Here is a 24,392-nt window from a genome sequence, read left to right as displayed (position 1 = left end):
GTCACTGCGGGTCGAGACCGAGATCGTCGAGATCGAAGGCTGCCAGCCACTGCAGGCCCTCCGCCTCGATCGCGGCCTGTGCGCCGGTCTTGCGGTCGACGATCACTGCGACGGCGACGACCTCGGCGCCCTCGCGGCGCAGCACCTCGACGGCCTTGAGTGCGGATTGGCCAGTGGTGGAGGTGTCCTCGAGAACGACGACGCGCTTGCCCGCGATGTCTGCGCCTTCGATCTGACGGCCGCGGCCGTGGTCCTTGGGCTCCTTGCGGACGACGAACGCATCCAGCGGACGGTCGGTGGCGACCGAGGCGTGCAGCACGGAGTTCGCGATCGGGTCGGCGCCGAGGGTCAGACCGCCGACAGCGGCGGCGTCGAGATCGCCGATCAGGTCGAGCATGATGCGACCGATCGCCGGAGCTGCCCTGTGGTCGAGGGTGAGCCGGCGCATGTCGACGTAGTACGTCGCCTGCTTGCCACTGGAAAGAGTGAAGTCTCCGTGGAACACGGCCTCGTCCTTGATGAGAGCGAGGAGGGACTGTCGGTCTGCGTCGAGTGCGGTCACGGCATCCAGCTTAGAGCCGCAGCCATCGTCTTCGCGGTGCGTCGAGCATCGCGATCTCGTGGTCCGGTCACTCGTGGGCAGTGTGTCTCATCCCACCCGTAGGCTGGATGCATGCGCCTGGCCACCTGGAACGTCAACTCCATCCGCACCCGCGTGCGCCGCACCGTCGAGTTCGCGGTTCGCGAAGACATCGATGTGCTCGCGATGCAGGAGATCAAGTGCAAGCCCGAGCAGTTCCCCTACGCGCAGTTCGAAGAAGCCGGCTACCAGGTCGAGGTTCACGGTCTGAATCAGTGGAACGGCGTCGCGATCGCGAGCCGCCTTCCGATGACGGATGTGTCGACCGCGTTCGACGGGATGCCGGGCTTCGCGAAGGGTCATGAGGGTCCGGATGCTCCGCTCGAGGCCCGCGCGCTGGGCGTGACCGTCGACGGCGTGCAGGTGTGGAGCCTGTACGTGCCGAACGGCCGTTCCTTGGACGACCCGCACTACGCGTACAAACTGCACTGGCTCGAAGGACTTCGTCAGCATGCGGCATCGGCTCTGCAGAAGAACCCCGACCTGCCACTGGCGCTCGTCGGCGACTTCAACATCATCCCGTTCGATTCCGACAACGGTGATCCAGACATCGTCGAGGGAGTCTCGACACACGTCTCTCCGCCAGAGCGCGCCGCCTTCTTCGCCTTCCAGGATGCGGGTCTCACGGACGTCGTGCGCCCACTGCTGCCCGAGGGCTACACGTACTGGGACTACCAGCGGCTGAAGTTCCCCCGTAACGAGGGCATCCGCATCGACTTCGTACTCGGCTCCCCCGCGCTCGCCGGTGCCGTCACCGGCGCGTCCATCCACCGCGAAGAGCGCAAGGGCGAGCAGCCCAGCGATCATGTGCCGGTGGTCGTCGACCTCGATCTCGGCGGCGCCGGGGATGACGACGTCGACATGCCGATGATCTTCGCCTAGCAGCCACAGTGCCCGCGATGCGGTGTCCGGCCTCACGGGAGCGGGAGGCCGCACACCGATTCAGCTCACGGTGCGCCGACGCAGCATGAGCAACCCGCCGACCACGACCAGGACGACCGCGAAGGCGGCGGCCAGCGCCGGCACGTCGGCTCCCGTACTCGCCAGCCCTCCGTCCGGAGTCTCCGCTCCGCCGCTGCCCACGCCCGACTGCTGAGCCGCGGTGACCTCGAGAGCCGCACTGGCGATCACTGACGAGCCTGCCATCGCGACGAGCGTGTGCTTCCCTGCCGGTGCGCTGGCCGGGATGCGGAGCGTGCCACCGAGAAGACCGTCCGCGTCGGCCTGCAGTGTGCCGAGTCTGATCGGATCCGAGTGGAGTTCGAAAGTGACCTTCGCGCCCGGCGTGAACCCCGCCCCTGCGACGGTCACCGCGTCCCCCGCCCGCACGGCGTCGACGGAAAGAGTGAGTTCGGCGGTCGGTTCCGGACCCTCGCATTCGGCGGTGAGAGTCACGTCGGACCCCTTGGCGGTGTCACCTGGCTCGAGATCGAGCGACTCCGCGTCATCGAGACTGACCGCGCCGCCGAGGTAGTGGGTGCAGTACCCGGGCATCTCGACGCCGAACGTGTAGCGCCCGGCCCGGAGCGGCCCGCCGTCTCGAGTCGGATCGGCGCTGAAGGCGAATGCACCCCATGACGGAGTGCGAGCGGCTTCGATCCACCCGTCAGCACCCCAGCGATACGCGATGACGGTCGCACCTTCGCCGTCCGGCTCCCCTGCACCAGCCAAGGTCACCGTTCCGCGGATGTCGACACCGAGATCGAGGTCGAAATCAATGCCGACCAGGTCCTCATCAGGTCCGAGGTCGACGGGCTTCGCGTCGCCTGCCGTCGCCGCGTCCTCGTAGTACTCGACGGCGAAGACAGGGTCGGCAGCGGAGGCCCGCGCCTCCAGCACGTAGCTCCCGACGGGAAGGGTGATCGAGTAGGAGCCATCAGGGGCAGTGATCGACGAACCGGCGAGACGATCCCCCGCATATGCGGACACGGAGGCGTCGGCGAGAGGCTCGCCGCCAGCGTGCACCGTGCCACCGATCGACGTCCCCGCCACGAGTTCGGCATCGATCGCGCTCCGCCTCTCGCCGGCCGCGACTGTCACGGGCGTCGCATCCTCAACCAGAGTCGCGTCATCCCAGAACTCCTCGAACAGTCGTTCATCGAAGGGCCGGAAGCGAAGGATGTACGAGCCCGGTGCGACATCGACGCTGTAGTCGCCGTTCAGGTCGACCGTCGCCGTCGGGAATCTTGCATCCCCGACGGCGTAGACCTCGACGGACCCTTCGACCGGTGTGCCGTCTGCCTCTCGGCTGACGTGGCCACTGATGACGGCCGCCTCTGCGAGTGCGGCGTCGATGTTCGTTGTCGTCTCCCCGAGCATGACGGGCACGGGGGTCGCGGCCGTGCTGTCCGCTGCGTCATCCCAGTACTCCGTGGTGAGTCCGCTGCCGGCCGGTGCGTCGAATCTTGCCGTGTAATCGCCGGCCCGAAGGCCATCCGCGCGGAACGTTCCATCCGGCTGGGTCCACGCCGTGGTCCCGCTCCCTGATCCGTCGACTGCCCACAACTCGACGGCGGCGCCCTCGACGGGAGTCCCGTCGGCTTCGCGCGTCACCGATCCCACGATCGATCCTCCGAGTTGCAGAGAGGCGTCGACGTCGGAGACGGTCTCGCCTCCGACTGTGACGATGCGCTCAGCACTCATCCAGTCGATCGCATCGTTCCAGTACTCGGAGATCAACTCCGGCGCGCTTCCCGCTGGGTCGAATCGGACGACATACTCACCGGAGGGGAGGTCAGTGACCGAGTAGTCTCCGTTCGCATCCGAGGATCCGTTGTAGGAGAAGCCGCCCGCCGTATCCGACACGAACACTCCGACGCCCTCGACGGGCGTCCCGTCGGCCTCGCGTGTCACCGTCCCGCTGATGATCGAGGTCGCTTCTTCATCATCCGCGACCGCGGGAATGCCACCGCCCAACGCCATCACCGCGGCGGCCGTCCCCGCAAGCAGAGCGCGCACCGGCCAGCGTCGGTTCGTGCGTCGTGACCTCATCGTTCATCCCCTCGAGAACAGGGCACGACCACGCAACGACGACATTGTCACGGCGGCCCCGGAACCAATGCGCCGCTCGTGCGGCAACGTGCGTTTCTGAATCTAGAGGATCAGCACAGGGAAAAGGAACAGTCAGTTCACCGAAGCACGCACTACTGCCCCATCGTGCCGGTGCGCACCCGACCCGGCGCGGGAGCGTAGCGCAGACTCACCGCCCCGTTGTCGCCGACCTCGGCGCTGAGCAGCCTCAGGTTCGCGGGCGCTGCGCCGTCGGGGAACACCTTCTTGCCCTGCCCGAGCACGACCGGGTAGACCCAGAGCTGCAGTTCGTCGAACAGCTGCTCGGTGAGCAGAGTCTGCACGAGGTCGACGCTGCCGATCACGTGCACGTCACGGTGGTTCTCACGCAACTGTGCGATCTCGGCCGTCAGGTCACCGCCGACGCGCGAGCTCCCCTGCCATTCGAGCTCGATGTCAGCGTCGCGCGAGGCGACGTACTTCGGAACGCGATCGAACAACTGACCGATCGGACCCTCCGGACCCGTCGTGTGATGCGGCCAGTACGCCGCGAAGATGTCATAGGTGCGCCGACCGAGCAGCAGCGCGTCGAGTGTCGACATCCCGTCCATGACCCATTTCCCCACGGCCTCATCCGGCACTCCGGCCTGCCAGCCACCGAAGGGGAAGCCGTCCGATGCGTCTTCCTCTGGGCCGCCGGGTGCCTGAGCGACTCCGTCGAGCGTTGTGAACAGATCGATGATGATGCGGCCGGTCATGATGCGGCTCCTTGCAATTCGAATGAAGCGATGTGGAACGTGGAGGCGAAGGAGTCCAAGAACGACTCCTCGCCGCGGACGACCGCGATGATGTCCTGTGCGATCGCTTCGGCGGGCGTGACCTCACCGCCGATGAGGTGACGGATACCCGGTCCTGCGACGAACACGGCGTCCGGTTCGCCGTCAGGCATCCGTCCGCCGACGGGCGGGGCAGGTGGTGCGATCTGCGCGACGGAGAGCATTCCGCTGCTCACCTGCGCGCGCAGGGCGACGTCACCGACGTGCAGTTCGTAATCGGCATCCGCCGCCGTCTCGGAGCGGAACGCCGTCCGCAGTGCCATGGTGAGCGAGTCCGGCGTCACGACGTCTTCGGGCGACGGGTCTCCCATCGCCTGGAATCCCCAGCGGCCGATGGCGAGCATGATCGGCTCCAGAGCCCGACCGTACGGGGTGAGTTCGTAGACGAGTCCGCAGTTCTTCAGCGGCACCCTTCGGACGACGCCGCCCTCCTGGAGCTCCTTGAGCCTGGTCGACAGGATGTTCGTCGGAATGCGCGGCAGGCCCTGCTTGAGGTCGGTGTACCGCCTCGGCCCCACGAGCAGATCGCGGACGATGAGCATCGCCCATCGTTCCCCGATCAGTTCGACGGCCGTCGTGACCCCGCAATACTGGCCGTAGCTGCGCGCTGCCACGTCAGGCCGACTCCGCGCCCTGCTCTGCCATGTACGCCTCTGGGCCCTTCTCGACGGCCTCTTCGCTCATGTAGAGGAAACCGAGGCTGTTGCCGTCCGGGTCGTCCAGGTCGCGGGAGTACATGAAACCGTAGTCCTGCGCGGGCTTCGGCTCAGCGCCGCCCGAGGCGAGGCCCTTGGCGACGATCGCATCGACGGCTTCCCGAGAGTCCTGGCTGAATGAGACCGAGACCTGCACGGACTCATTGGGGTCGGCGATCGGCTTGTCGGTGAAGGTGGCGAAGAAATCACGCTTGAGGACCATGAAGTAGATGTCCTCGCTCCACACGATGCAGGCGGCGTTCTCATCGGTGAACTCAGGGCTGATGGCGCAGCCCAGACCCGTGTAGAACGCCTTGCTGCGCTCAAGATCGGACGTGGGGAGGTTGACGAAGACCTTGGTTGACATGCTGACTCCTTTGTCTGGTTGTTCGACGCAACCCGGTCGCTGCGTCTGCTGCGAAACATGCTTGCAAAAAACAAGTAACCTGTCAAGAGCACGTCGTCCCTGATCCCCCGCAGGGCGGATGCCGCGGCATCCGCACCCCCGTACCGTTGAGACATGTCCGCATCAATCCGCACGCTCACCGTGAGCCAACGCCGGTCAGACGCACTGCTGGCCGCCGTCGTCTTCATCGCCGGCGTGATCAGTGCCGCACTGTCTGCGGTGTCAGAGATCTATGGTGACGAGCAGGCACCGCTGTGGCAGGCACTGGTCTACCTGGTGTTCGTGGCAGCACCATTGGCCGCGCGCCGCATCTGGCCCGCGCAGGTCGCGATCGTCGTCTCGGTCGCGTACTTCGTCGCCGTCACGCTTCGAATTCCAGAGCTGTACGCCGGAAACGTCGCGATGTTCATCGCCCTGTACACGGTCGGTGCGTGGATGGCGAACCGCCGTGCAGCGATGATCGTGCGGGCCGCGATCATCGCCGGCATGTTCATCTGGCTGCTGATCACCATGTACCGCGACGCGATCGACACCGCACGCGAGGAGGACATCATCGCGGGCGCCATGTCGCCCTATCTCGCCTTCATGATGCTGCAGTTGCTGGTGAACGTGCTCTACTTCGCCGGCGCCTACTACTTCGGCGAGCACGCATGGCGCGCCGCGATGCAGCGCCAGGCCCTCGAACGGCGCACCGTCGATCTGGAGCGCGAGCGCGAGGTCACCGCGGCGCAGGCCGTGGCGCTCGACCGCGTGCACATCGCCCGCGAACTGCACGACGTCGTCGCCCACCACGTCTCTGTGATGGGTGTGCAGGCGGGAGCGGCGCGCATGGTGATCGACCAGGATGCCGGCACCGCGAAGGACATCCTCGCCGACGTCGAAGGCTCTGCTCGCGAGGCGATCACTGAGTTGCGTCATCTGTTGGAGACGCTGCGTTCCTCTGATGCCGGAGTGGATGACGACGCCTCCACTGTCACCCTCGACGACATCGCACAACTCGTTGAGGCCTCGAATTCTGCCGGTGTGCCCACCGACTTCACTGTGGTCGGCGAACAGCGACCCGTGCCGTCGGTGACTCAGGTGAATCTGTACCGGATCGCGCAGGAGTCACTCACGAACGTGCGGCGCCACGCCGGGGCGGGAGCAACCACCGACGTGCGTCTGCGCTACCTGGACTCCGGTGTCGAGCTCGAGATCGTGAACACCGGTCGCACCGTGATAGCCGCCCGATCGGGAATGGGCCAGCTGGGCATGCGCGAACGCGCGCTGGCATCTGGCGGCACGATCGAGTCGGCGCCACGCGAGCGCGGAGGATGGCGAGTGCGCGTACAGGTCCCCCTCTCTGCACCCGCCGCGCTGGCAGGGGCACCCGCATGAGCGAACCGATCCGCGTCCTGCTCGTCGATGACCATGCGATGCTGCGCGCCGGATTCCGGACCATCCTCGACATCCAGCCCGACATCACCGTCGTCGGGGAAGCGGCGACGGGCGCGGAGGCTGTGGCAGCAGCATCCGCTCTCAAACCCGATGTCATCACGATGGACGTGCAGATGCCCGACATGGACGGCATCGAGGCGACGAAGCGGATCGTCGCCGATGATCAGGTGCAGGCCGCGATCGCGATCGTGACGACATTTGATCGCGACGACTACCTCTTCGCCGCGCTGGATGCCGGCGCGAGCGGCTTCCTGCTCAAGAACGGCACGCCCGAGGATCTGGTCACCGCCGTTCGCGTGCTTGCCGCCGGCGACGGGATGCTGGCGCCGGAGGTGACCAGGCGCGTCGTGCAGCGCTACGCCTCGACCGTGCCGAAAGCCGCGGTGACGTCCCCGGCGACCGCCCTCGCCGAACCGCTCACCGATCGTGAGGCCGAGGTGCTGGCGCTTGTCGCCGAGGCGATGAGTAACGCCGAGATCGCGACACGGCTGTTCATCGGCGAGGCGACGGTGAAGACGCACGTCTCACGCATCCTGCAGAAGCTCGGGGCCCGTGACCGCGTTCAGGCGGTCGTGCTGGCCCTGCGGAACGGGCTGGCGTGAGGACGAAGGTTGTGGCCACGTCGATGGGAGGAAAGCGCATCGGAACTCGCGCGGCGAGGTGCGATTTCCTCCCATCGATGCGCTGAGCGATTACGCGTTGACGAGCTCTGCGGAGTGCTGCACGCGCGAGATGAGGCCGTTGAAAGCCTCGAGGTAGCCGCTGAGGAAGCCGGCGGTGCTCTCATCGGTGACCTGGCCGTCTTCGGTGAACAGGCCGGGGCGGTCCTGGATGAAGCCTTCAGGCTGACCCATGGTGATCGCGCTGAAGTGGCCGAGGATCGCACGCAGGTGCTGCTGCGCAGCTGCGGTCGCGACGCCGGAGCCCGAGGTGCCGATCACGGCGACGGGCTTGCCGAAGAATGACATCTCACCGTACGGGCGGGTCGACCAGTCGAGGGCGTTCTTGAGCACGCCGGGGATGGAGCGGCTGTACTCGGGCGTGACGATGATGACACCGTCGACGTCGGCGATGGCCTTCTTGAAGTCGGTCGCCACCTGAGGGAAGTCGCCGTCGAAATCGGGCGAGTAGAACGGAAGGTCCTTGATCGGGATCTCGACGAGCTCCGTGCCCTGGGGCGCGAGGTTCGCCAGCACGCGTGCCAGCCGACGGTTGATGGACGTGCTGGAGATGCTGCCGACGATGTAGCCGATGGTGCGAGTCACAGGTTTTCCTTCTCTTTTCGGGGCTCAGGGACAGCCTTCGACTGTCTTCAAGGGTCAACGACCGCCGACAATATTCTATTCCGATGAATATAATGAGTTCCCTGAGTGCCGATCTCTCGCGCTAGCCTCACCCCTATGACCGACGCGCCCGCTCCGTTGTCCAGGCCGATCCTCGCGGGTGTCGTCACTGCGCTTGTGGGCTTCACCAGTTCGTTCGCCGTGGTGCTCACCGGACTCTCCGCTGTCGGAGCGTCGCCCGCACAGGCTGCGAGCGGACTGCTGATCCTCAGCATCACGATGGGCCTCGCCTGCGTCATCCTCGCCTCGCGTTATCGGATGCCGATCACGGCGGCGTGGTCGACGCCCGGTGCCGCGCTGCTCGCCGCGACGGGAGTCGTCGACGGCGGGTGGCCGGCGGCGACCGGAGCGTTCCTCGTCGTGGCCGCGCTCACCGTGTTGGCGGGAGCATGGACCGGCTTCGGCGGGCTCATCGCTCGGATTCCGGCATCCATCGCCCAGGCGATGCTCGCAGGAGTCCTTCTTCCGCTCTGCCTCGCGCCGGCGACCGGGATCGCCGAGAACCCGTGGGGCGTGATCCCCGTCGTGCTGACCTGGCTGGTCTTCGCTCGAGTGGCACCGCGTTGGGCGGTGCCACTGGCCTTCGTCGCCGCCGCGATCGTGGTCGGGGTGGAGTTGGTGCGGGGCGGCACCCCGATGGATGCGGGCATGCTCATCCCCCGCATCCAGTTCGTCGCACCGACGTTCACCATCGGAGGGCTCATCGGCATCGCGCTGCCGCTGTTCATCGTGACGATGGCCTCGCAGAACGTACCCGGTGTCGCGATCATGCGCAGCTACGGGTACGACGTGCCATGGCGCCCGGCAATGCTCGTGACCGGCATCGGGACGGCGATCGGCGCGACCGCCGGCGGACACGGGATCAACCTCGCCGCGATCAGCGCCGCCCTCGCCGCGTCCCCTGAAGCAGACCCCGACCCGAAGCGCCGCTGGGTGGCCGGCCTCTCGACGGGCGTCTCCTACGTCGTGCTCGGCGGCTTCGCCGCGGTCTTCTCCGCGCTCGTCGTCCTCGCACCCGCAGCGGTGATCCCCACTGTCGCCGGCCTCGCACTCTTCGCAGCGTTCGGCTCCGCCGTTCAGCAGGCAGTCGCAGAACCGCGTGAGCGGATGCCGGCCGTGGTGACCTTCCTCATCGCGGCATCCGGCATCTCCCTGGCCGGGATCAGCGCGGCCTTCTGGGCGCTCCTCGCCGGACTCGCGGTGCGCCTCATCCTCACCCGCACCACCCGCCGTCCGTCCGAGGACTGACAGGGGAAGTCCGCCGCAGGGGGGATGCCGGAGACGGACACGCTCCGTAGCGTGGAGCCATGACCTCAGGAACCCTTCAGTTGACCGGCATCACGAAGAGTTATGGCACGCGCCGGGTGCTCGACGATGTCACCTTCCCCGTCGCGGCCGGCCACCTCACCGGCTTCGTCGGCGGCAACGGTGCAGGCAAGACGACCACCATGCGGATCGTGCTCGGCCTGCTCGCCTCCGACGGCGGCTCGGTGACGCTCGGCGGCACGCCCTTGACTGCTGATGCACGCCGCCAGTTCGGCTACATGCCGGAGGAGCGCGGGCTGTATCCGAAGATGAAGGTGCTCGAGCAGGTCGTCTACTTCGCTCGCCTGCACGGGTTCTCCAAGACGGATGCCACCACGCGTGCCACCGCGCTTCTCGAAGAACTCGGACTGGGCGAACGGCTGAACGACAACATCGAGGCGCTCTCGCTCGGGAATCAGCAGCGTGCGCAGATCGCGGCATCTCTCGTGCACGACCCTGAAGTCCTCATCCTCGACGAGCCGTTCTCGGGACTCGACCCGCTCGCCGTCGAGACCGTGGCGGGGGTGCTGCAGGAAAGGGCCACGCGCGGCGTCTCCGTGCTGTTCTCGTCCCATCAGCTCGACGTCGTGGAGCGCCTGTGCGATGACCTCGTCATCATCGCCGGCGGCACGATCCGCGCATCCGGGCCACGTGATCAGCTGCGTGAGCAGTACTCGGCGCCTCGGTGGGAGCTGGAGAGCAGCGGCGATGTCGGTTGGCTGCGCGAAGAGCCGGGCGTGAGCGTCGTGGACTTCGACGGCGGCAGCGCCGTGTTCGACGTCGACGACCCCGCCACCGCGCAGCGAGTGCTCAGGCGCGCACTGCTGGACGGCGACGTGAGCAGGTTCGGTCCGCAGCATCCCACACTCGCACAGATCTTCAAGGAGGTCATCCAGTGAACGACTCATCGACCAAGGCCGTCTCCACCGGCCAGGGCGTCTGGCTCGTCGCAGAGCGCGAACTGAGCACCAAGCTACGCAGCAAGGCGTATCTGGTCTCCACCGCCATCCTGCTGCTGATCGCCCTCGCCGGCGTCATCTGGGCCGGATTCGCCTCTTCCAACTCCAGCGATACGCCCATCGCTTCGACGAACGCCACAGCATCCGCTCTTTCGGAGGTCGACGGCTACGACGTGACCGAGGTCGCCGATCGGGATGAGGCCACCGCGCTCGTCGAATCGGGCAAGGTCGACGCCGCCGTGATCGACGACGCGTCCGCTGTGACAGGCCTCGTGATCATCGCCGACAAGGAGGCACCCCAGAGCCTGCTCATGGCGCTCTCTGCGACACCGGAGGTCGAGTTACTCAACCCGGATGCCGCCGGCGGTCCACTCCGGTATCTGCTCGGCATCGGCTTCGGCCTGGTGTTCATGATGTCCGCGATGATGTTCGGCATGCCGGTGGCGTCGAGTGTCGTGGAGGAGAAGCAGACCCGCGTCGTCGAGATACTGCTCTCCAGCATCCCCGCGCGCGTTCTCCTGGCCGGCAAGGTGGTCGGCAACACGATACTCGCGATCTCGCAGATCCTGCTGTTGGCGACGGTCGGCAGCATCGGGCTGATGGTCACGGGTCAGACAGGTCTCCTGGCGGGCCTCGGCGGCCCGGTCATCTGGTTCGCGGTGTTCTTTCTGTTCGGATTCATCCTGCTCGCGGCCATGTTCGCAGCCGCAGGATCGATGGTGTCGCGTCAGGAGGACGCCGGCACCACGTTGACCCCGGTGATGTACCTGACGATGATCCCGTACTTCCTGGTCATCTTCTTCGGCGACAACCCGGTCGTGATGACCGTGCTCTCGTACGTGCCGTTTTCGGCGCCGGTGGGGATGCCGATCCGGGTGTTCTTCAACGAGGCGGAGTGGTGGGAGCCGCTGGCATCGCTGGTGATCATGCTCGTCGCGTGCGCGGTGGTGATCCTGATCGGCGCAAAGATCTACGAGAACTCGCTTCTGAAGATGGGCGCGCGCGTCAAGTTCCGCGAGGCGCTGCGCGGCTGAGCGGTCACATTCCTTGAAAGAAGGAAAACGGGGGTTTCCACGGCCGGGAACCCCCGTTTTCCTTCTTTCGTCGCGCGTGCGCTGATACGTGAGGCACGACTGGCCGCGGCCAGCTGCTGGAGCCCGCGCGCCTTCGACTCCGAGACCCCGATCGACGAGGTCAAGCTCGCGGGCGCGCTGGAAGCAGCTCGCTGGTCGCCCTCCGCGAGCAACACCCAGCCGTGGCGCTTCATCGTGGCGCGGCGAGGCACCGACCTGCACGAGCGCATCGAGGCCGCGCTCATGGGATTCAATCGCGAGTGGGCGGGCAACGCCGCCGTGCTGATCGTCGCGTTCGCAGAGCAGACCGACGCTGAGGGCGACCCCCGACCGTGGGCGCAGTACGACCTCGGGCAGGCCGTGGCACACCTCTCTGTGCAGGCGCACTCCGACGGACTCTTCGTGCACCAGATGGGCGGTGTCGAGCGCGATCAGCTCGCCGCGCTCCCTGGCGTCGAAGACCGCTTCGCACCGATCTCGGTCATCGCCATGGGCGAGCTCGGTGATCCATCAGCGCTCTCCGAGAAACTGCAGCAGCGCGAGTTCGCGGCGCGCACGCGACGCCCGCTCGCCGAGACGGTGATCGCCAGCGCCTGATCCGGGCGTAACCGGCTTCAGTGCGTGCGCAACCCATCGAGTGCGACGGCGAGCACGTCGTCGGCCAGTTCGCCTGCACCCTCCGGCCCGGTCGGCCGGTACCACTCCACGATCGAGTTGACCATGCCGAACAGCAGGCGCGTGGCGACGGACGCGCCGATGTCGTCGCGCACCGACCCCTCCTCCTGCGCGGCACGTACCAGCACAGCGACCTCATCGTCGAACGCGCGCCGCCGCTCGAGCGCTGCGCGTTCGACGTCGCTGTTGCCGCGCACGCGCAGCAGCAGGGTCACATAAGCGAGCTTGTCCACGAGCACCCGAACTGCTCCGCGGAGCACATGCTCGAGCCGATCCCCTGCGGGCCCGGCCGTGGCGCCAGACTCGCGCAGCACGGCTTCCAGCGACCCCATCGCCTCGTCGAGGGCGAGCTCGAGCAGTCTCTCCTTCGACGCGTAGTGGTGATACAACGCGGACTTCGAGAGACCGAGGCGTTCCGCGAGCGACGACACGGATGTCGCGTCGTACCCGTGTTCGATGAACACTTGCACAGCGACCTCGAGGATCTGCCGCTGGTCGTAGCCTGGGCGTCCACGACGCACAGTCGGCACCGACGCTGCGGCTTCTTCGGACGATGGCACTGACACGCGTCCCAGTCTGACATCAGCGATTGCCGACCCCTCCGATCCTTGGCATAATAAATTACTGAACGATCGGTCAGAAACTATCGCACAGCCAGACGATGCAGTCAGGAGCGCACATGAACGAGGAACCCCTCGTCATCGATCGCGGCCCGGACCGCGTCGTCGCCAGGCTGAACCGTCCCGACAAGCGCAACGCGATCGATCGCGAGACGGTCGACGCCCTGCACGCGTTGTGCGCCGAGCTCGAAGCCGACCCGCGCGTTCTCATCCTCACCGGCACTGACGGCGTGTTCGCCGCCGGCGCCGACATCACCCAGTTGCGCGCCCGCCGGGCGGAGGACGCGCGCCGCGGAATCAACGCCACCGCGTTCATCCGCGTGCATGAGCTGCCGATGCCGGTGGTCGCCGCGATCGACGGCTACGCGCTCGGCGGTGGCGCCGAGCTCGCCTATGCGGCGGACATCCGCACCGCAACGCCGACCCTGAAGATCGGCAACCCCGAGACGGGGCTCGGCATCATGGCGGCAGCCGGAGGCACCTGGCGACTGCGCGAGATCGTCGGCGATGGCCTGGCGAGCGAACTGCTGCTCACCGGACGCGTGCTCACGGCGGACGAGGCGCTCAGCGCCGGGCTCGTCTCCGGCATCCACCCCGAACCGGAGCTGATGACGGCAGCGCATGCGATCGCAGATCGGATCGTGGCGAACGACCCGCTCGCCACGCAGCACACCAAACGTGCGATGCGCGCACCTCGTGAGGCGCACCCCGACATCGACGGCGAACTGCAGGCTGAATTGTTCGAGAGTCCCGAGAAGATGCGCCGGATGACGGACTTCCTGGAGAAGCGGGGTCGACGATGAAGGTCGGTGTTCTCGGCGGAGGCCGCATGGGTGCAGGGATCGCACATGCATTCCTGACGTCGCCGAACGCGGATTCACCCCACGACGTCATCGTCGTCGAGCGCGATGAGCAGCTCAAGGATGCGGCGGCCCAGCGCATCCACGAGGCCCTCTCACGTTCGATCGCTCGCGGCACCATCGACCGCACCCTCGACGACGCGATCAGCGCGCTGCACGTCAGTACCGATATCGGCGCCTTCACCGATCGCGACCTCGTGATCGAGGCCGTTCCGGAAGACCGCGCGCTCAAGTCGGAAGCACTCACGACCGTGGAGGGTGTGCTGGCCGAAGATGCCGTGCTCGCCTCGAACACCTCCTCGATCGCGATCGACGCGCTGGCCGCATCACTCTCTCGCCCGCAGCGTTTTCTCGGGCTGCATTTCTTCAACCCCGTGCCGTCGTCTTCATTGGTCGAGATCGTGAGCGGATCAGCCACCGATCCGACGCTCGTGGAGCGGGCACGCGGCTGGGTGGAGGCGCTGGGCAAGACACCGATCGTCGTCCGCGACTCCCCCGGCTTCGCGTCCAGCCGGCTGGGTCTCGTCCTCGCGCTCGAGGCGATCAGGATGCTGGATGCCGGCGTCGCGTCTGCGGAGGACATCGATCGGGCCATGGAACTCGGGTACCGGCATCCGATGGGCCCGCTGCGCACCACGGACGTCGTCGGACTCGATGTGCGTCTGGACATCGCCGAGGAACTGTACGCGACTCTCGGCGAGCGCTTCGCGCCGCCCGCGCTGCTCAGGCAGATGGTCGCCGACGGCAGACTCGGCCGCAAGAGCGGCGAAGGCTTCTACAGATGGGATGGCGAATGAGCGAGGTTCTGCCCAGTTACGTCCAGGGCGCGTGGTGGACGCCGGATTCCAGTGCCGGCGCCCTCATCGTGCGCGACGCGTCGACCGGCGAGGAGATCACAGGTGTCAGCAGCGATGGACTCGATCTCGCTGCCGCACTCGAGTACGCCCGGACAGTCGGTCAGGCGTCGCTCGGCGCACTGACGTTCCATCAGCGCGCCGTACTGCTCAAGCAGTTCGCCCTCGCGCTCACGGAACGCAAGGACGAGCTCTACGCACTCTCGGCGCGCACCGGAGCGACGAAGGCCGATTCCTGGGTCGACATCGATGGCGGCATCGGCGTGCTGTTCGCGTACTCCGGCAAGGGCCGACGCGAACTGCCCAACAGCCAGGTGTACGTCGATGGTTCGATCGAACCGCTCTCGAAGGACGGCACGTTCCTCGGCCGCCACATCTTCACCAGGCTGCCGGGCGTCGCGGTTCAGATCAACGCGTTCAACTTCCCGGTGTGGGGATCGCTGGAGAAGTTCGCGCCCGCATTCCTCGCCGGGATGCCGACGCTCGTGAAGCCTGCGACGCCGACCGGATACCTCACCGAAGCCTTCGTGCGCATCCTGGTCGAGTCGGAATTGCTGCCCGACGGATCGCTGCAGCTGGTGAGCGGCAGCGTGCCCAGCCTGTTCGATGAACTGCGCCTCGGTGACATCGTCGGATTCACCGGTAGCGCATCGACTGCCGCCGGGCTGCGTTCGAGCGCTTCGGACGGGGTGCGTTTCACCGCGGAGACCGACTCGATCAACGCGTCGGTGCTCGGGCCGGACGCGACCGAGGGCACGCCCGAATTCGACGCCTACGTGCGCCAGCTCGTCACGGAATTGACGACGAAGGCCGGGCAGAAGTGCACCGCGATCCGTCGCGCGATCGTGCCGACGGCATCAGCCGACGCCGTGATCGATGCCGTGCGCGCGCGTCTTGAAGCGAAGGTCGTGATCGGCGATCCGCGCGCTGAGGGAGTGACGATGGGCCCACTCGTCTCGCTCGCGCAGCGCGACGAGGTGCGGCGGCAGGTGCAGGTGCTGCGGGATGCCGGTGGCCGGATCGTGGCGGGATCCATTGACTCGCCGACGGCGCTGCTCGCCGACGGCTCCACCGCCGAGGCGACGGACGGCGCCTTCGTCGCACCGGTGCTGCTGCGCTTCGATGACGCCGAGACTGATGCCGTGCACGAGGTGGAGGCGTTCGGCCCTGTTGCTTCGCTGCTGACGTACGAGGCAGCGTCCGAGGCGACGGCGCTCGTCGCCCGCGGCGGCGGATCGCTCGTGACCAGTGTCGCGACGCACGATCCGGCGTTCGCGACCGAGCTGATGGGCGGCATCGCCGCGTCGAACGGCCGCGTGTTGTTCCTCGACCGTGATGACGCTCGCTCCTCCACTGGCCACGGCTCCCCTATGCCTGGTCTCGTGCACGGTGGCCCCGGCCGAGCGGGCGGCGGCGAGGAGCTCGGCGGCATCCGTGCGGTGCTGCATCACATGCAGCGTACGGCGGTGCAGGGCTCGCCGGACATGCTCACGGCGCTCACGGGTGTGTGGCATGCCGGTGCGGCGGCTCGCGATGACGGAGTTCATCCGTTCCGGAAATCGCTCGCAGAGCTGCGGATCGGCGACCGCATCGCCTCGGCATCTCGCGAGGTGACTCTGGATGACATCGAGACATTCGCTCATTTCACCGGTGACACCTTCTACGCGCACATGGATGAGCAGGCCGCCGCCGCGAACCCGTTCTTCCCTGGCCGTGTCGCACACGGGTATCTGCTCGTGTCCTGGGCCGCAGGGCTTTTCGTCGACCCGGAGCCGGGCCCCGTGCTCGCGAACTACGGGCTCGAGAACCTGCGGTTCATCACTCCGGTCTCGCCCGGTGACAGCATCCGCGTCGAGCTGACCGCAAAGCAGGTCACTCCGCGTGAGACCGACGAGTACGGCGAGGTGCGCTGGGATGCCGTGATCCGCAACCAGAACGACGACACCGTCGCGACCTACGATGTGCTGACCCTCGTGGAGAAAGAGAGCTCAACCGCGTAGCGCGAGCACGAACGGCAGCACCTCGGTCGCTCCCGCCTGCCGAAGGGAGCGGGCGACGACGGTGAGGGTCCAGCGACTGTCGGCCTGGTCGTCGACGAGCAGCACCGGGCCTTCGGGTATCTCGAGTCCATCGGCGCTGAAGCGCTCCCAGAGACCGGCGAGCCGGAACGCGCTGTTCCCACCGGGCTGGCCGGTAGGCCCGCCATCGACGAGCGTCAGTGCGCCGATGAAGGGCAGCTTGCCGATCTCGGCGATCCCGCGCGCGAGTGATTCGACGAGCAGGGGACGCGATCGCGACGGCATCGCCACGACCGCGACGGGTCGCTCGGCCCACTCCCACCCTGCGAGCACCCGCACGCAGCCGGCGAGCACCTGCGGGCTCACGTGCGCATCAGCCGCGCCCGCTGCGAAGAGCGTACGCAGAGTCCCGCCCCAGCCGAAGTCGGTGAGTCGGGCCAGCGCTCGTCCACTGCCGGCCTGCTCGGCCGCAGGAATGCGCCCTTTGGCCGGAACCCCGAGTCGGTCGGCACCCGTCGGCCACGCGCGGCGCGGGTCGATCGCAATGCCGACCCGGTCGAGGGACTCGGATGCCGCTGACGTCGCCGTCGCTCGTATCTCGCGAGGGAACCACGCGCCGGCACAGTTGTCGCACCGCCCGCAGGGCGCGGCCGTGTCGTCATCGAGCGCACGCTGCAGGAATTCCATGCGGCATCCGTCGGTCTGCTCATAATCGAGCATGTGCTGCTGCTCGGCGACGCGTTCGGCGGCGATGCGGTCATAACGGTCCCGGTCATACACCCAGCTCGCGCCGGTGGCGACCCACCCGCCCTGCACGCGCCGTACCGCGCCGTCCACATCGAGAACCTTGAGCAGCAGCTCGAGCGGGGTGCGGCGGATGTCGACCATCGCCTCGAGCGCAGGGGTCGAGATCGGCGCATCGCCGAGAGCGGCGATCACGCGCTCGGCCCGCTCCTGATCGGGCATGGATGCCGTGGCGAAATAATGCCAGATATCTCGATCCTCCACGCCGGGCAGCAGCAGCACGTCCGCGCTCTCGCTCGCTCGCCCCGCACGCCCCACCTGCTGGTAGTACGCCACCGGCGACGACGGCGCTCCAAGATGCAGCACGAACCCGAGGTCGGGCTTGTCGAAGCCCATGCCGAGCGCGCTCGTCGCGACGAGCGCCTTCACCTCGTTGCGTCTGAGCATGCCCTCCGACTCCTCACGCTCATCGGTGTCGGTCTGACCGGTGTACGCGCGCACCTCATGGCCACGCTCGCGCAACAGCCGGGCCGTGTCGACGGCCGCGGCGACGGTGAGCGTGTAGATGATGCCCGATCCTGGGAGGTCGTCGATGTGGCTGAGCAGCCAGGCCAACCGGCTGGTCGCATCGGGAAGGCGCAGCACGCCGAGCCGCAAGGACGAGCGGGCGAGCGGGCCACGGATCGTGAGCACGCCCTCGCCGGCCGCGGCGACCCCGAGCTGTTCTTCGACGTCTGCGACGACTCGGCTGTTCGCCGTCGCGGTCGTGGCGAGCACCGGCACCTCCGCCGGCATCTGCGTGATGAGGTCGCGCAGGCGCCGGTAGTCAGGGCGGAAGTCGTGACCCCAGTCGCTGATGCAGTGCGCCTCGTCGACGACGAGCATGCCGATGCGGCGCACGAGTGCGGGCAGTTGCTGCTCGCGGAAGGCGGGGTTGTTCAGCCGCTCCGGCGACACCAGCAGCACGTCCACCTCGTCGCGGTCGAGCTGTGCGAGCACGTCACCCCATTCGTGCGCGTTCGTCGAGTTGATCGCCACCGCCCGCACACCTGCGCGCTCTGCCGCCGCGATCTGGTCGCGCATCAGCGCCAGCAGTGGCGAGACGAGCACCGTGGGGCCGGCGCCCTGTCGGCGCAGCAGCAGGGTCGCGACGAAGTAGACGGCGGACTTGCCCCAACCGGTCCGTTGCACCACGAGCGCCCGCCGCCGCTGGGTCACCAGCGCCTCGATCGCTTCGTACTGCCCCTCGTGGAACTCGGCATCGGGGCGGCCGACGAGTTCGCGCAGTGCGGCGAGCGCGGCAGCTCGAGTGTCGACGGCGGACAGGGAGGTCATACCCCCACTCTGCCTCAATCGACGGACACAGCGACCGGGCGCTCGCGCCGGAGACCGAGAGGACCGGCCGCGGACTCCGTCGCATCGTCTAGCGTGGAAAGGTGATCACCCGCGAACTCGCGGTCGCACTGCGGCGGGCCGGCCTCGTGTGGCTCCCCCAGAGCGGCGACCGTTTCCTGCTCGATCTTCCCGACGAGGTCGAGCTCGAGGTCGAGGCCGAGATCTTCACCGTCAGCGAGATGACCATCGAGGCACGTCGGACGCCGCGCGGCACCGACCTCGCGTTCAACGGCACGACCGAGTGGGCGCTGGATGCGGTCGAACTGGCGGACGCCGTATGGCTGCCCCGCGAAGATCAGTTGCGCGACCTGTTGCGCGGCACCTTCCGCAGGCTGGTTCGCCTGGAGGATTCATTCCTGGTGGAGATCGAGATCAGCGGTGAGGCACTGCGTTTCGAGCATCCCGATCCTTCCGAAGCGTACGGTCGGGCGCTCCTGGAGCTCGTCTCACGCTCCCACTGACGAGTGCGAAGTTCTTCCGCATGTGGGAGAATTACTGAACGTACGGTCAGGAAAGACGAAGGAGTCGCGATGGCCATCCCTGAAGGCGCGGGCGAGCTCTCCGAAGAGCAGCGCCGTTTCGACGAGATCATCGCCGCTGATTCGCGGATCGAGCCGCGCGACTGGATGCCCGATGCCTACCGCCGTGCACTGATCCGTCAGATCGGCCAACACGCGCACTCCGAGATCATCGGCATGCAGCCGGAGGGCAACTGGATCACGCGCGCTCCGAGCCTGAAGCGCAAAGCCATCCTGATGGCGAAGGTGCAGGATGAGGCAGGACATGGCCTTTACCTGTACTCAGCAGCTCAGACGCTCGGGATCACGCGCGACGAGATGACCACGCAGCTCATCGAGGGCAAGGCGAGGTACTCGTCGATCTTCAACTACCCCACCCCGACCTGGGCGGACATGGGCGCGATCGGATGGCTCGTCGACGGCGCCGCGATCTGCAATCAGGTACCGCTGTGCCGCGCCTCGTACGGACCGTACGGGCGCGCGATGATCCGCATCTGCAAAGAGGAATCGTTCCACCAGCGGCAGGGCTTCGAGATCCTGCTGGCCCTGATGCAGGGAACGGATGCCCAGCGCAGGATGGCGCAGGATGCTGTGAACCGCTGGTACTGGCCGAGCCTGATGATGTTCGGCCCTCCCGACGGCGACTCCCCGAACTCCGCACAGTCGATGGCGTGGAACATCAAGCGGTTCTCGAACGACGAGCTGCGCCAGCGCTTCATCGGGATGCTGGTGCCGCAGGCCGAGGCGCTCGGCATCACGCTGCCGGATCCGGAGCTGCACTTCGACGAGGAGACGCAGCAGTACGTGGGCGGCGAGATCGACTGGACCGAGTTCTTCGAGGTACTGGGCGGCAATGGCCCGATGAACACCGAGCGACTGCGCGCGCGGCGCGAAGCACACGAGAACGGCGCATGGGTGCGCGAAGCCGCGGTGGAATACGCCCGAAAGCAGGCCGCACGCAACTCGAAGGAGGCCGCGTGATGGTCAGCACCGAGAACGCCCCGGAGACGTGGCCGCTGTGGGAGGTGTTCGTCCGCGCGAACCGCGGAATGAGCCACGTGCACGCCGGATCCCTGCACGCCCCCGACGCCGAGCTCGCTGTGCGCAACGCCCGCGATCTGTACACGCGCCGCGGGGAGGGCACCTCCATCTGGGTCGTGCCGGCGGATGCCATCACCACGAGCGACCCGGACGCCAAAGGCTCGTTCTTCGAGAGCCCTGCGGGCAAGAACTACCGTCACGCCGTGTACTACACCGCATCCGAGGGGGTGCCGCACCTATGAGCGGCTCACGCCCACTCCCGCACGTCACCGTCGACGAACTCGAACTCGCCGCAGAACTCGCAGGCGACACGAACGCCACCGCGACTCCGACCGTCGCCGAGTACGCTCTCTGGCTCGGCGATGACGCCCTCATCCTGTCGCAGCAGCTCGGCGGCTGGATCGCACGCGCGCCGGAGCTCGAAGAGGACGTCGCGCTCGGCAACATCGCGCTCGATCTGCTCGGTCATGCGCGCTCACTGCTGCACTATGCGGGCACCGCCGACGGCCGCAGCGAAGACGATCTGGCGTACTTCCGCGATGAGCCGGAGTTCCGCAGTGCCTGGCTCTTCGAGCAGCCCAACGGTGACTTCGCGCAGACGATCGCACGGCAGCTCGCGGCATCCGCCTACATGTTCGAGCTCTACTCGGCTCTGCGCGCAACGAAGGATGCCACGCTCGCCGCCGTCGCCGAAAAGGCGCTGAAGGAGGTCGACTACCACCGCGATCACGCCGTGCAGTGGACGCTGCGCCTCGCCGGCGGCACCGACGAGTCGCGACGCCGGATGATCCGCGCGGTTGGGGATGTCTGGCCGTACGTCGACGAGCTGTTCCGCGACGAACCGTTGATCGGCGAGCTGGACGGCATCGCGGTTCGTCCATCAACCCTGCGCGACGGATTCGACACCGTGATCGAGGCGGTCTTCGCTGAGGCGGAACTCGAGATTCCCGACGTACGCGCTTCGTCGGGCGGAGGTCGACGCGGCAGCCATTTCCCCACCATGGGGCACCTCCTCGCCGAGATGCAGGTCTTGGCCCGACAGCATCCGAGAGCATCATGGTGACCACCACGACCACGCGCCGCGAGCATGCCTGGGCGATCGCCGCCACGGTGACCGACCCGGAGATCCCCGTGCTCACGATCGAGGATCTCGGCGTCCTGCGCGATGTGACGATCGATCGCAGCAGGGTGATCGTCACCCTCACACCCACATACAGCGGCTGCCCAGCACTCGACGCGATGCGCGACGATGTGCTCCTCGCACTCACTGCCGCGGGGTTCGAGGACGTCGAGGTGCGCACCACCCTGTCACCGGCGTGGACGACGGACTGGATGACGGATGCCGGCAAACAGAAGCTCCGCGACTACGGCATCGCCCCACCGCACGCACGCGCCGCACTCGGGCAGGGGCCGATCCGGCTGCGACTGGCAGTGAAGTGCCCGCGCTGCGGATCGCTCGACACTCGCGAGATCGCCCGCTTCGGCTCGACATCCTGCAAGGCGCTCTTCGAGTGCCGCACGTGCCTGGAGCCCTTCGACCACTTCAAGGTGCTGTGAACACGAGCACGCGCCGCAGAGGGCGCTTCCATGAACTCACCGTCTCCGACGTGCGGCCGCTGACGGCGGAGAGCATCGAGGTCACGTTCGCGGTTCCACCGGACCTGCAGGGCGACTACGACTACCTTCCCGGGCAGTACGTCGCGCTCCGTGCCCACGTCGACGGACACGAAGTGCGGCGCAGCTATTCGATCTGCCGACCGCCGGCCCCTTCGACGGGCTCAGGGAACAGCAGCATCAGTGTCGGCATCAAGCGCGACCGCGGCGGGCTTTTCTCGGTCTGGGCGCACGAGAATCTGAAACCCGGTGACCACATCGAGGTGATGAGCCCCGAGGGCACGTTCACCACGAATCTGCCCGACCTCGAGCATGCGCACATCGCCGGCATCGCCGCCGGCTCCGGCGTGACGCCGATGATGGCGCTCGCCTCCCACGTGCTGGCGTCGTCGCCGACGGCGCAGTTCAGCCTCGTCTACACGAACCGCGCCACGCAGGACGTCATGTTCCTCGACGACCTCGCCGATCTGAAGGATCGCTACCCCGCGCGGCTCGCCCTGCACCACGTGCTCTCCCGCGAGCAGCGCACGGCGCCGCTGCTGTCCGGACGCATCGATGCAGAGAAACTGAATGCGATCCTCGACGACCTGCTCCCGCCGAGCACGGTGACCGAGTGGTTCCTGTGCGGACCGTTCGACCTCGTCGCCCTCTGCCGCGAGACGCTCGAGGGCCGAGGTGTGCCGCACGACAGCATCCGCTTCGAACTGTTCACGAGCGATGCCGACAGCCCGCGCGTCGATCGCGGACGGCCGGTCGGCATCGGCGAGGGCGACGAGATGCGCCTGATCGAGTTCACCCTCGACGGGTTGTCCTCGACGGTGGAGTCGCCGGGGCCCGCGAACGAGGCGATCCTGGATGCCGCGCTGCGGGTGCGCGGCGACGTACCGTTCGCGTGCGCGGGTGGCGTGTGCGGCACGTGCCGCGCGCGGCTGACCGAGGGTGAGGTGCGGATGACGCAGAATTACGCGCTCGAGCCCGACGAGATCGAACGCGGATACGTCCTGACATGCCAGTCCCACCCGACGACGAAGCGCGTCGTCGTCGACTACGACAGCTGATCGCCTCGATGAAGGAGTCGACATGATCGATCTGACCATCTCCGACGGGGTCGCCCACGTCGTGCTCAATGCGCCGCAGAAGCGCAACGCGCTCGACGTCGCGGCTCTCGGGGAACTCAGCACTGCCTACGATGAGGCCGCGGCGGCCGGCGTGCGCGCACTGGTGCTGCGCGGCGAGGGCGCAGGGTTCTGCGCCGGACGCGACATCGCAGGAGTGGACCCGAGCACCGACGACGTGACCGGGTACCTCGACGGCCTCGTCACTCCGCTGCTGCAGAAGATGTCGGCGTTCCCCGCACCCACGTTCGCTGCCGCGCACGGCGCCTGCCTGGGCGTCGGACTCGGTCTGCTGATCGCCACGGATGTGGTGTACGTCGCCGACACCGCGAAGATCGGGTCGCCGTTCGCAGCGCTCGGCGCGACCCTGGACTCCGGCGGTCACGCGTTGTTCTTCGACCGGCTCGGAGCGCACAAGACGCTCGACCTGATCTACACCGGGCGCCTCATGAGCGGCACCGAGGCCGTGCAGTCCGGGCTCTTCTCACAGGTACTGCCTGCCGCCGAGATCCTCGCGGCGACGGATGCCGCGGCATCGCGCGCCGCCGCGGGCGCGACCCAGGCATTCCTCGCCAGCAAGCGTCTCATCGCACGATTGCGCGACGAGCGTCTCGCGCTGTGGGATGCCGTGGCCGAGGAGAACGCGAACCAGGCGTCGCTGCGCGACACCGCCGACTACCGCGAGGGGTTCGCCGCGTTCCAGCAGAAGCGGCCGCCGGAGTTCACAGGCCGCTGAGCGCCTGCGTCGCCTGGCCCGCACTGCGCGACTGCACCACCCCGACGATCGCGGTGGCGAGAGTCCCGACCCAGCCGACGACGGCGATGATCAGAGCGACGCCGGAGATGTTCGACGACACGTCGCTGCTCATGATGCCCCAGGCCGAGAGCGCGGACCCGAACGGAGGCGAATCCCCACCGTCGACGAGGGTGAACATCACGACCAGCAGCGCGCCCCAGGTCACCCAGCTGGCGACGTTGTAGAACAATCGGGTGCTGCGGGCCGCCTTCGCGTCGCGGTCGAAGACGACGATGATCGGCGCGATGTACATCGCGATCATCGCGACGGGGCCGGCGAACAGTCCGATGAGCATCATCCATCCCATCGGCGCACCGAGGAGCCCCCGCCCGAACACCACGAGCGCCGGCAGCAGCAGCGGAGCGATCCACTGGAAGACACGGACGAACCGACCGGAGAGCCTCATGCGGTCGACCCTACCGCCCCAGCGGTGCCGCCC

The 24,392-nt window shown here is 67.5% G+C and carries 26 protein-coding genes; 17 read left to right on the top strand and 9 right to left on the bottom strand.

Annotated elements, in window-relative coordinates; all coding sequences use genetic code 11:
* Nucleotide 1: 1 nt before the first annotated feature.
* Entirely contained in the window at nt 2-562 is a 561-nt protein-coding gene (gene pyrE, locus ACP7AR_RS15085) for an orotate phosphoribosyltransferase (protein WP_426187404.1), read from the bottom strand.
* A gap of 111 nt (nt 563-673) precedes the next feature.
* On the opposite strand from pyrE, the gene ACP7AR_RS15080 reads away from it, so the two are divergent.
* On the top strand, nt 674-1,522 hold the full coding sequence (locus ACP7AR_RS15080; protein ID WP_426187402.1) for an exodeoxyribonuclease III: 849 nt from the start codon (nt 674-676) through the stop codon (nt 1,520-1,522).
* A 60-nt stretch (nt 1,523-1,582) separates the two neighbouring features.
* On the opposite strand, the gene ACP7AR_RS15075 is transcribed toward ACP7AR_RS15080, so the two are convergent.
* From ACP7AR_RS15075 to ACP7AR_RS15060, 4 genes are all read right to left on the bottom strand, one after another.
* Nucleotides 1,583-3,631 carry an MSCRAMM family protein gene (locus tag ACP7AR_RS15075; protein ID WP_426187400.1) on the bottom strand — a complete coding sequence of 683 codons (2,049 nt, stop codon included), beginning with the start codon at nt 3,629-3,631 and terminating at the stop codon, nt 1,583-1,585.
* A 152-nt stretch (nt 3,632-3,783) separates the two neighbouring features.
* Nucleotides 3,784-4,407: a dihydrofolate reductase family protein gene (locus tag ACP7AR_RS15070; RefSeq protein ID WP_426187398.1), complete on the bottom strand. Its 624-nt coding sequence runs from the start codon at nt 4,405-4,407 to the stop codon at nt 3,784-3,786.
* Entirely contained in the window at nt 4,404-5,099 is a 696-nt protein-coding gene (locus ACP7AR_RS15065; RefSeq protein WP_426187396.1) for a winged helix-turn-helix transcriptional regulator, read from the bottom strand. Before ACP7AR_RS15065 ends, ACP7AR_RS15070 begins: the two co-directional genes overlap by 4 nt.
* 1 nt (nt 5,100) lies before the next feature.
* On the bottom strand, nt 5,101-5,547 hold the full coding sequence (locus tag ACP7AR_RS15060) for a VOC family protein (RefSeq protein ID WP_426187394.1): 447 nt from the start codon (nt 5,545-5,547) through the stop codon (nt 5,101-5,103).
* Between the two features lie 153 nt (nt 5,548-5,700).
* Here ACP7AR_RS15060 and ACP7AR_RS15055 point away from each other — a divergent pair, with 153 nt between their 5' ends.
* Nucleotides 5,701-6,963: a sensor histidine kinase gene (locus ACP7AR_RS15055; RefSeq protein WP_426187392.1), complete on the top strand. Its 1,263-nt coding sequence runs from the start codon at nt 5,701-5,703 to the stop codon at nt 6,961-6,963.
* Complete coding sequence (locus ACP7AR_RS15050; RefSeq protein ID WP_426187390.1) at nt 6,960-7,625, top strand: response regulator; 666 nt, start codon at nt 6,960-6,962, stop codon at nt 7,623-7,625. Before ACP7AR_RS15055 ends, ACP7AR_RS15050 begins: the two co-directional genes overlap by 4 nt.
* A gap of 90 nt (nt 7,626-7,715) precedes the next feature.
* Here ACP7AR_RS15050 and ACP7AR_RS15045 read toward each other — a convergent pair whose 3' ends face one another.
* Nucleotides 7,716-8,288 (bottom strand): NADPH-dependent FMN reductase, encoded by a 573-nt coding sequence (locus tag ACP7AR_RS15045; RefSeq protein ID WP_426187388.1) that lies wholly within the window; start codon nt 8,286-8,288, stop codon nt 7,716-7,718.
* Nucleotides 8,289-8,423: 135 nt separating this feature from the next.
* Here ACP7AR_RS15045 and ACP7AR_RS15040 point away from each other — a divergent pair, with 135 nt between their 5' ends.
* From ACP7AR_RS15040 to ACP7AR_RS15025, 4 genes are all read left to right on the top strand, one after another.
* On the top strand, nt 8,424-9,614 hold the full coding sequence (locus ACP7AR_RS15040; protein WP_426187386.1) for a benzoate/H(+) symporter BenE family transporter: 1,191 nt from the start codon (nt 8,424-8,426) through the stop codon (nt 9,612-9,614).
* 59 nt (nt 9,615-9,673) lie between these two features.
* Nucleotides 9,674-10,570: an ABC transporter ATP-binding protein gene (locus ACP7AR_RS15035; RefSeq protein WP_426187384.1), complete on the top strand. Its 897-nt coding sequence runs from the start codon at nt 9,674-9,676 to the stop codon at nt 10,568-10,570.
* Complete coding sequence (locus tag ACP7AR_RS15030) at nt 10,567-11,664, top strand: ABC transporter permease (protein WP_426187382.1); 1,098 nt, start codon at nt 10,567-10,569, stop codon at nt 11,662-11,664. Before ACP7AR_RS15035 ends, ACP7AR_RS15030 begins: the two co-directional genes overlap by 4 nt.
* An 81-nt stretch (nt 11,665-11,745) precedes the next feature.
* A complete protein-coding gene (locus ACP7AR_RS15025; RefSeq protein ID WP_426187786.1) occupies nt 11,746-12,300 on the top strand; it encodes a nitroreductase family protein in 555 nt (184 codons plus the stop codon).
* 17 nt (nt 12,301-12,317) lie between these two features.
* On the opposite strand, the gene ACP7AR_RS15020 is transcribed toward ACP7AR_RS15025, so the two are convergent.
* Nucleotides 12,318-12,938 carry a TetR/AcrR family transcriptional regulator gene (locus ACP7AR_RS15020; RefSeq protein ID WP_426187784.1) on the bottom strand — a complete coding sequence of 207 codons (621 nt, stop codon included), beginning with the start codon at nt 12,936-12,938 and terminating at the stop codon, nt 12,318-12,320.
* A gap of 119 nt (nt 12,939-13,057) precedes the next feature.
* On the opposite strand from ACP7AR_RS15020, the gene ACP7AR_RS15015 reads away from it, so the two are divergent.
* The 3 genes from ACP7AR_RS15015 to paaZ are packed head-to-tail and all read left to right on the top strand — an operon-like array spanning nt 13,058 to nt 16,712.
* Nucleotides 13,058-13,801 (top strand): enoyl-CoA hydratase/isomerase family protein, encoded by a 744-nt coding sequence (locus ACP7AR_RS15015; RefSeq protein ID WP_426187380.1) that lies wholly within the window; start codon nt 13,058-13,060, stop codon nt 13,799-13,801.
* The gene (locus ACP7AR_RS15010; RefSeq protein WP_426187378.1) at nt 13,798-14,655 is read left to right on the top strand and encodes a 3-hydroxyacyl-CoA dehydrogenase family protein; all 858 of its coding nucleotides are present in this window, start codon (nt 13,798-13,800) and stop codon (nt 14,653-14,655) included. The genes ACP7AR_RS15015 and ACP7AR_RS15010 overlap by 4 nt, the downstream gene beginning before the upstream one ends.
* Nucleotides 14,652-16,712 (top strand): phenylacetic acid degradation bifunctional protein PaaZ, encoded by a 2,061-nt coding sequence (gene paaZ / locus ACP7AR_RS15005; RefSeq protein WP_426187376.1) that lies wholly within the window; start codon nt 14,652-14,654, stop codon nt 16,710-16,712. The genes ACP7AR_RS15010 and paaZ overlap by 4 nt, the downstream gene beginning before the upstream one ends.
* On the opposite strand, the gene ACP7AR_RS15000 is transcribed toward paaZ, so the two are convergent.
* Nucleotides 16,701-18,809: a RecQ family ATP-dependent DNA helicase gene (locus ACP7AR_RS15000; RefSeq protein ID WP_426187374.1), complete on the bottom strand. Its 2,109-nt coding sequence runs from the start codon at nt 18,807-18,809 to the stop codon at nt 16,701-16,703. The genes paaZ and ACP7AR_RS15000 overlap by 12 nt on opposite strands.
* Before the next feature lie 101 nt (nt 18,810-18,910).
* On the opposite strand from ACP7AR_RS15000, the gene ACP7AR_RS14995 reads away from it, so the two are divergent.
* From ACP7AR_RS14995 to ACP7AR_RS14965, 7 genes are all read left to right on the top strand, one after another.
* Nucleotides 18,911-19,330, top strand: coding sequence for a pilus assembly protein CpaE (locus ACP7AR_RS14995; protein ID WP_426187372.1), 420 nt, complete (start codon nt 18,911-18,913; stop codon nt 19,328-19,330).
* Between the two features lie 69 nt (nt 19,331-19,399).
* On the top strand, nt 19,400-20,368 hold the full coding sequence (paaA, locus tag ACP7AR_RS14990) for a 1,2-phenylacetyl-CoA epoxidase subunit PaaA (protein WP_426187370.1): 969 nt from the start codon (nt 19,400-19,402) through the stop codon (nt 20,366-20,368).
* The gene (gene paaB, locus ACP7AR_RS14985) at nt 20,368-20,670 is read left to right on the top strand and encodes a 1,2-phenylacetyl-CoA epoxidase subunit PaaB (RefSeq protein WP_426187783.1); all 303 of its coding nucleotides are present in this window, start codon (nt 20,368-20,370) and stop codon (nt 20,668-20,670) included. The genes paaA and paaB overlap by 1 nt, the downstream gene beginning before the upstream one ends.
* Nucleotides 20,667-21,491 (top strand): 1,2-phenylacetyl-CoA epoxidase subunit PaaC, encoded by an 825-nt coding sequence (gene paaC, locus ACP7AR_RS14980; protein ID WP_426187368.1) that lies wholly within the window; start codon nt 20,667-20,669, stop codon nt 21,489-21,491. Before paaB ends, paaC begins: the two co-directional genes overlap by 4 nt.
* Nucleotides 21,485-21,985, top strand: coding sequence for a 1,2-phenylacetyl-CoA epoxidase subunit PaaD (gene paaD, locus ACP7AR_RS14975; protein ID WP_426187366.1), 501 nt, complete (start codon nt 21,485-21,487; stop codon nt 21,983-21,985). Before paaC ends, paaD begins: the two co-directional genes overlap by 7 nt.
* Nucleotides 21,982-23,100, top strand: a complete 1,119-nt coding sequence (paaE, locus tag ACP7AR_RS14970) for a 1,2-phenylacetyl-CoA epoxidase subunit PaaE (protein ID WP_426187364.1) — start codon at nt 21,982-21,984, stop codon at nt 23,098-23,100. Before paaD ends, paaE begins: the two co-directional genes overlap by 4 nt.
* Before the next feature lie 22 nt (nt 23,101-23,122).
* Entirely contained in the window at nt 23,123-23,893 is a 771-nt protein-coding gene (locus tag ACP7AR_RS14965; RefSeq protein WP_426187362.1) for an enoyl-CoA hydratase/isomerase family protein, read from the top strand.
* On the opposite strand, the gene ACP7AR_RS14960 is transcribed toward ACP7AR_RS14965, so the two are convergent.
* Nucleotides 23,880-24,359, bottom strand: a complete 480-nt coding sequence (locus tag ACP7AR_RS14960; RefSeq protein WP_426187360.1) for a hypothetical protein — start codon at nt 24,357-24,359, stop codon at nt 23,880-23,882. The genes ACP7AR_RS14965 and ACP7AR_RS14960 overlap by 14 nt on opposite strands.
* Nucleotides 24,360-24,392 lie beyond the last annotated feature (33 nt).

It is taken from the genome of Microbacterium sp. TWP3-1-2b2 (assembly GCF_049896145.1).
Classification (GTDB): Bacteria; Actinomycetota; Actinomycetes; order Actinomycetales; family Microbacteriaceae; genus Microbacterium.
The sequence above is the reverse complement of the archived record's forward strand: the minus strand, read 5'-3'. Positions and strand labels throughout refer to the sequence as shown.

Bases quoted from the DNA above. Each gene is read 5' to 3' on its own strand.
- ACP7AR_RS15070 (WP_426187398.1), bottom strand. From the start codon at position 4,407: ATGACCGGCCGCATCATCATCGATCTGTTCACAACGCTCGACGGAGTC.
- ACP7AR_RS15035 (WP_426187384.1), top strand. From the start codon at position 9,674: ATGACCTCAGGAACCCTTCAGTTGACCGGCATCACGAAGAGTTATGGC.
- paaZ (WP_426187376.1), top strand. From the start codon at position 14,652: ATGAGCGAGGTTCTGCCCAGTTACGTCCAGGGCGCGTGGTGGACGCCG.
- ACP7AR_RS14960 (WP_426187360.1), bottom strand. From the start codon at position 24,359: ATGAGGCTCTCCGGTCGGTTCGTCCGTGTCTTCCAGTGGATCGCTCCG.
- paaC (WP_426187368.1), top strand. From the start codon at position 20,667: ATGAGCGGCTCACGCCCACTCCCGCACGTCACCGTCGACGAACTCGAA.
- ACP7AR_RS15060 (WP_426187394.1), bottom strand. From the start codon at position 5,547: ATGTCAACCAAGGTCTTCGTCAACCTCCCCACGTCCGATCTTGAGCGC.
- ACP7AR_RS15010 (WP_426187378.1), top strand. From the start codon at position 13,798: ATGAAGGTCGGTGTTCTCGGCGGAGGCCGCATGGGTGCAGGGATCGCA.
- ACP7AR_RS15040 (WP_426187386.1), top strand. From the start codon at position 8,424: ATGACCGACGCGCCCGCTCCGTTGTCCAGGCCGATCCTCGCGGGTGTC.
- ACP7AR_RS15050 (WP_426187390.1), top strand. From the start codon at position 6,960: ATGAGCGAACCGATCCGCGTCCTGCTCGTCGATGACCATGCGATGCTG.
- ACP7AR_RS15000 (WP_426187374.1), bottom strand. From the start codon at position 18,809: ATGACCTCCCTGTCCGCCGTCGACACTCGAGCTGCCGCGCTCGCCGCA.
- paaD (WP_426187366.1), top strand. From the start codon at position 21,485: ATGGTGACCACCACGACCACGCGCCGCGAGCATGCCTGGGCGATCGCC.
- ACP7AR_RS15015 (WP_426187380.1), top strand. From the start codon at position 13,058: ATGAACGAGGAACCCCTCGTCATCGATCGCGGCCCGGACCGCGTCGTC.
- ACP7AR_RS15080 (WP_426187402.1), top strand. From the start codon at position 674: ATGCGCCTGGCCACCTGGAACGTCAACTCCATCCGCACCCGCGTGCGC.
- ACP7AR_RS15075 (WP_426187400.1), bottom strand. From the start codon at position 3,631: ATGAGGTCACGACGCACGAACCGACGCTGGCCGGTGCGCGCTCTGCTT.
- paaB (WP_426187783.1), top strand. From the start codon at position 20,368: ATGGTCAGCACCGAGAACGCCCCGGAGACGTGGCCGCTGTGGGAGGTG.
- paaA (WP_426187370.1), top strand. From the start codon at position 19,400: ATGGCCATCCCTGAAGGCGCGGGCGAGCTCTCCGAAGAGCAGCGCCGT.
- ACP7AR_RS15055 (WP_426187392.1), top strand. From the start codon at position 5,701: ATGTCCGCATCAATCCGCACGCTCACCGTGAGCCAACGCCGGTCAGAC.
- ACP7AR_RS14965 (WP_426187362.1), top strand. From the start codon at position 23,123: ATGATCGATCTGACCATCTCCGACGGGGTCGCCCACGTCGTGCTCAAT.